The sequence below is a fragment of the Delftia sp. ZNC0008 genome (genome assembly GCF_000799035.1).
Classification (GTDB): Bacteria; Pseudomonadota; Gammaproteobacteria; order Burkholderiales; family Burkholderiaceae_C; genus Comamonas; species Comamonas tsuruhatensis.
Genome location: NZ_JTKZ01000273.1, coordinates 1 through 4,821 on the forward strand (window position 1 = coordinate 1; position 4,821 = coordinate 4,821).

Here is a 4,821-nt window from a genome sequence, read left to right on the forward strand (position 1 = left end):
CGCGCCAGCGGCGTCCTCGGAGGCGGCATGAGCGGCGCCCCGCACCCCATCCGCCGCGTGCTGGTCGCCAACCGGGGCGCCGTGGCCGCACGCGTGATCCGGACGCTGCGGCGCATGGGCCTTGAATCCGTGGCCGTGTACTCCGAGGCCGATGCCGGCCTGCCCTATGTGCGCGCGGCCGACCAGTCCGTGTGCATAGGCCCTGCGCCCGCCGCGCAAAGCTATCTGGACCAGGCGCGGCTGCTGCAGGTGGCGCGCGAGACCGGCGCCGATGCCGTGCACCCGGGCTACGGCTTTCTCTCCGAGAACGCGGAGTTCGCCGAGGCCGTGCAGCGCCAGGGCCTGTGCTTCATCGGCCCCTCGCCGCACTGGATACGCGCGCTGGGCCACAAGACCCAGGCGCGGGCCTTCATGGCCGCCCAGGGCATGCCGCAGGCGGCCAGCTCGGCCGTGCTGCACAGCGTGCAGGAGGCGCAGGCCGAGGCGGCGCGCATCGGCTTTCCCGTGCTGGTCAAGCCCGCAGGCGGGGGCGGCGGCATCGGCATGCTGCCCGCGCACGATGCACCGCAGCTGGAGGCCGCCTGGTCCAAGGCCAGCGGCATGGCCGCCAAGTACTTCGGCACGGCCGAGCTGTACCTGGAAAAGCTGATCGAGGCGCCGCGCCACATCGAGTTCCAGGTGCTGGCCGACCGCCATGGCGAGGTGCGCGTGCTGTTCGAGCGCGACTGCTCGGTGCAGCGCCGCCACCAGAAGGTGGTGGAAGAGGCCCGCCCCGCAGGCATTCCCGCGCAGGCCCTGGCCGACATGCGGCAACTGCTGGCTGGCCTGCTGGCGCGCACGGGCTATGACGTGATCGGCACCGTGGAGATGCTCTACACGCCGCAGCACGGCTTTGTCTTCCTGGAGATGAACACGCGGCTGCAGGTCGAGCATGCGGTGACCGAGGAGATCACGGGCATCGACATCGTCGAGGCCCAGATCCGCCTGGCCGCCGGCGAGCGCATGCGGGAGGTGCTGCCCGCCGAACCCGTGGCCCGCGGCCATGCCATCGAGGCGCGCATCTATGCCGAGGACCCCGTGCGCTTCCTGCCCTCGCCGGGGCGCCTGGACCGATTCGAGATGCCCCAGGGCGAAGGCCTGCGCGTGGAGACCGGCTATGCCCAGGGCTGCAGCGTCACGCCCTTCTACGACCCCATGGTCGCCAAGCTCGTGGCCCATGGCAGCGACCGCGCCCAGGCCATCGCACGGCTGCGCCAGGCGCTGGCGCAGACCCGCATCGAGGGCGTGAAGACCAACATCCCCTTCATCGAACGCATCCTGGGCCACGCCGATTTCCTGGACCTGCGCATCGACACCGGCATCGCCCAGCGCGTACTGGCCCCCCTTTGAAAGCCCTACCCATGACCACCATCCCGAACATGATCACAAGCCCCATCGCCGGCCTCGTGGCCGCTGTGGAAGCCGCCGAAGGCGGCACCGTCGCCCTGGGCGACACCCTCATCATCGTGGAGTCCATGAAGATGGAGATTCCCGTGGAAAGCGAGGTGGCAGGCGTCGTGCGCCGCATGCTCGTGGCCGTGGGCGAGCTGGTGGCCGAAGGCCAGGCGATTGCGGAGATCGGATGAACGCCGTTGGAATCTCCACCACCCCGGACCTGGAGGCCGCCGCGCTGGCGCGCGGCTACTTCGGCATCGACGTGCCCTTCATGTCCCATATCGGCCTGGAGCCCGTGAGCCTGGCGCCCGGCCTGGCGCGCACGCGGCTGCCCATGCGCCCGCACCTGGCCAACAGCCGGGGGCATGGCCATGGCGGCGCGCTGATGAGCGCGCTGGACTTCACGCTGAGCGCGGCCGCGCGCTCGTCCAACCCGCTGCGGCTGGGCGTGGTGACCATCGAGATGAGCACGCATTTCCTGGCATCGGCCACCACCGACCTGCTGATCGAGGCCCGCGTGCTGCGCGCAGGCGCGCGCACCGTGTTCTGCGAGGGCGATGTGCTGGACAGCGCGGGCCAGGCCGTGTGCACGGCGCGGGCCGTGTTCAAGCTGATCGCGCTGTAGCCTGGCTTCAGGCGCCGTCGCCTTCGGGCGCCGGCGGCAGCAGATGCTGGCCGATCTGCTGCCAGGCCTTGGCCGCGTCATGCTGGCCGCCGAACATGTGGCAGCTGGCGGCCGTCATGGCCAGGCGGCCGTTCTCGGGCTCCAGGTCGAACGCCAGCTCGCATTGCGCGGCGGCGTTGCGCCACATCACCACGGCGTCTGGCGAGTCTTCCTTTTGCAGCGCATGGGCTTCGGCCATCCAGGCCTGGGCCAGGCGAAACGCGGCTTCCGCCTGGTCCGGGTCGGCCTTGTGGGCCAGATAGAAATGCTTGCCGGCCTGCTGCCACAGCGCCCGGGCCTGGGCGAAATCCTGGGTGGCGGCCCGCTGCGCCTGGGCCACCAGGGCATTGCCTTCGGCCAGCAGCGTTGCGTAGGAGGAGGGGGCGTCTTGCGTCATGGGGCGCCATTGTGCCGCCGCTCCGGTGCCTGTGTTCAGGCCGGGGAATCGCGCGGCGGGCTCGGGCTGTCGGGCAGTTCCAGGCCGATGCGCGTGAAGCCGCCCTCGGACTCGGCAAAGCAGCGCCCGCCGTGCATGCGCGCGATGGCGGCCACGATGGCCAGGCCCAGGCCATGGTTGCGGTCGGCCTGGCTGCGCGCGGCGTCGGCGCGGTAGAAGCGGTCGAACAGGCGTGGCAGGTGGACGGGATCGATGGCCGGGCCCCGGTTGAGCACCGCCAGCGCCACATCGCCGGCGCCCCCGTGGTGGGTACAGGGCCGGGCGCCGATCTGCACGGTGATGGTGGAGCCGCGCTGTGCATAGCGTGTGGCATTGCCCAGCAGGTTGGACAGCGCCCGGCGCAGCAGCCGCGCATCGACCTCGGCGGCCGCGTCGCCCTGGACGACGACCTGCAGGTCGGCCTCCTGCAGCGCGGCCTCGTGGAAGTCGATGACCTCATGGGCCAGCGCGGCCAGGCTGGCCCAGGGCGCCAGGCGCGCGCCCTGGCCGCGGTCGGCCTGGGAGAGAAACAGCATGTCGGCCACGATGCCGGCCATGCGCCGCAGGTCCTCCAGGTTGGAAGCCAGCACCTCGCGCAGCTCGGCCTCGCTGCGCGGCTTGCGCAGGGCCAGCTCGCAGCTGCTGATCAGCGTGGTCAGCGGCGTGTTCAGCTCATGGGCCACGTCGGCGTTGAAGGCCTCCATCTGCCGGTAGGCCACGGACAGCCGCTCCAGCAGGGCGTTGAACTGTGCGATCAGCGGCCGCAGCTCCTGCGGCTGCCCGCTGTCGTCCAGGCGCCGCTGCAGGTCCTGGGCCGACAGCTGGCGCGTCTGCTCGGTCAGCTGTCGCAGCGGCGCCAGGCCCAGGCGCACCAGCCAGATGCCGGTCAGCGACACCAGCAGGGCGCCGCCCACGGCAGCCAGGGCCAGCGTCCAGGCCAGCAGGGACAGTTGCCGGTCGTCTTCGGCCCGGTCCAGCGTGAGCTGGGCACGGGCCTGCTGGCCGGAGTCGGCCAGCACGACCTCGAAGCTGCGCTGCAGCGTGCGGCCGGGATTCTTGGGCGTGCGCAGGCGTTCGTAGAGCACGCGGCCCTGCAGGTCGGTGATGCGCAGCGACATCTCGTCCAGGCCCGTGAGAAAGTCGTCCAGCATGTGGGCCAGCCCGGCTTCGTTGTGGGCGCTGCGGCTTTCGGTCATCAGGTGCAGCACGGCCTGCTGCTTGAGGTCCAGCGTCTCGTGCTGGTGCTGCTCCAGCGTCATCGATGCCACCCCGTAGACGGCCGCGCACACCAGGCCCAGGCCCAGCATGGTCTGCAGGGCCAGCCAGCGCGACAGGCGCCGGCCCAGGTGGGGAATGTCGGCAGGGGCAACGCTCACGGTGCGCGCGACTCCAGCACATAGCCCATGCCGCGCACCGTGTGCAGCAGGGGCTGCGCGAAGGGCTGGTCCAGCTTCAGGCGCAGGCGGCGCACGGCCACCTCGACCACATTGGTCTCGCTGTCGAAATTCATGTCCCAGACCTGGGAGGCCAGCTCGGTGCGCGACAGCACCTCGCCCTGGCGGCGCAGAAGCAGGCTCAGCAGGTTGAATTCCTTGGCCGTCAGGTCCAGGCGCTGGCCGGCGCGCGTGGCGCGGCGGCGTATCAGGTCCAGCTCCAGGTCGGCCATGCGCAGCGTGGTGGCCTCGGCCGCAGGCTGGGCCGTGCCGCCGCCGCGGCGCAGCAGCACATGCATGCGCGCCACCAGCTCGGAGAACGCGAAGGGCTTGACCAGGTAGTCGTCGGCGCCGCCTTGCAGGCCGCGCACGCGGTCCTCCACCTGGCCGCGCGCCGTCAGCATCAGCACCGGCGTCTGGCGCGATTGGCGCAGCGCCGCCAGCACGGCCAGGCCGTCGATGCCGGGCAGCATGCCGTCGAGCACGATGAGGTCGTAGGCCAGCTCGGTGGCCAGGTGCAGGCCGTCGATGCCGTTGTGCGCGACATCGACCACGAACCCCTCCTCGGTCAGGCCCTTGCGGAGGTAGTCGGCCAGCTTGGTTTCGTCTTCGATGACCAGGACTTTCATGCCGAGCATTGTCGGGGCAGGCAAGGGTTTCCGGAGATGACAAATTTGTCATGTGCCCGACAGCGCCGGGTCGCTGCGCCGCCCTAGACTCGCCGGCATGGGGCAGTCGCGATTGGGGTCAAACGCCATGCCCGACAATCCCGCACTTCTGCCATGCCCTCTTCCATGACCCGGCCCCGTCTTGCCGCCCTTGCCATCCTCGTGATCGCGCTGCTGTTCCAGTGG

6 protein-coding genes are annotated in these 4,821 nt (G+C 70.9%); 3 read left to right on the forward strand and 3 right to left on the reverse strand.

What is annotated here, in order from left to right; all coding sequences use genetic code 11:
- Nucleotides 1-27: 27 nt before the first annotated feature.
- Genes L995_RS08965 through L995_RS08975 form a run of 3 tightly spaced genes read left to right on the forward strand, consistent with a single transcriptional unit; the run spans nucleotide 28 to nucleotide 2,059 of the window.
- The gene (locus tag L995_RS08965) at nucleotides 28-1,389 is read left to right on the forward strand and encodes an acetyl-CoA carboxylase biotin carboxylase subunit (RefSeq protein WP_047471109.1); all 1,362 of its coding nucleotides are present in this window, start codon (nucleotides 28-30) and stop codon (nucleotides 1,387-1,389) included.
- 11 nt (nucleotides 1,390-1,400) lie between these two features.
- Complete coding sequence (locus L995_RS08970; protein WP_047471104.1) at nucleotides 1,401-1,625, forward strand: acetyl-CoA carboxylase biotin carboxyl carrier protein subunit; 225 nt, start codon at nucleotides 1,401-1,403, stop codon at nucleotides 1,623-1,625.
- Nucleotides 1,622-2,059: a PaaI family thioesterase gene (locus L995_RS08975; protein ID WP_047471106.1), complete on the forward strand. Its 438-nt coding sequence runs from the start codon at nucleotides 1,622-1,624 to the stop codon at nucleotides 2,057-2,059. Before L995_RS08970 ends, L995_RS08975 begins: the two co-directional genes overlap by 4 nt.
- A gap of 7 nt (nucleotides 2,060-2,066) precedes the next feature.
- On the opposite strand, the gene L995_RS08980 is transcribed toward L995_RS08975, so the two are convergent.
- From L995_RS08980 to L995_RS08990, 3 genes are read right to left on the reverse strand one after another with little or no spacing between them, the layout of a single operon-like run.
- Nucleotides 2,067-2,495: a hypothetical protein gene (locus L995_RS08980; RefSeq protein ID WP_043789224.1), complete on the reverse strand. Its 429-nt coding sequence runs from the start codon at nucleotides 2,493-2,495 to the stop codon at nucleotides 2,067-2,069.
- Between the two features lie 35 nt (nucleotides 2,496-2,530).
- Nucleotides 2,531-3,910, reverse strand: coding sequence for a heavy metal sensor histidine kinase (locus L995_RS08985; protein ID WP_043789226.1), 1,380 nt, complete (start codon nucleotides 3,908-3,910; stop codon nucleotides 2,531-2,533).
- Nucleotides 3,907-4,596: a heavy metal response regulator transcription factor gene (locus L995_RS08990; RefSeq protein ID WP_026062596.1), complete on the reverse strand. Its 690-nt coding sequence runs from the start codon at nucleotides 4,594-4,596 to the stop codon at nucleotides 3,907-3,909. The genes L995_RS08985 and L995_RS08990 overlap by 4 nt, the downstream gene beginning before the upstream one ends.
- Nucleotides 4,597-4,821: the final 225 nt, after the last annotated feature.

Bases quoted from the DNA above. Each gene is read 5' to 3' on its own strand.
- L995_RS08990 (WP_026062596.1), bottom strand. From the start codon at position 4,596: ATGAAAGTCCTGGTCATCGAAGACGAAACCAAGCTGGCCGACTACCTC.
- L995_RS08965 (WP_047471109.1), top strand. From the start codon at position 28: ATGAGCGGCGCCCCGCACCCCATCCGCCGCGTGCTGGTCGCCAACCGG.
- L995_RS08970 (WP_047471104.1), top strand. From the start codon at position 1,401: ATGACCACCATCCCGAACATGATCACAAGCCCCATCGCCGGCCTCGTG.
- L995_RS08975 (WP_047471106.1), top strand. From the start codon at position 1,622: ATGAACGCCGTTGGAATCTCCACCACCCCGGACCTGGAGGCCGCCGCG.
- L995_RS08980 (WP_043789224.1), bottom strand. From the start codon at position 2,495: ATGACGCAAGACGCCCCCTCCTCCTACGCAACGCTGCTGGCCGAAGGC.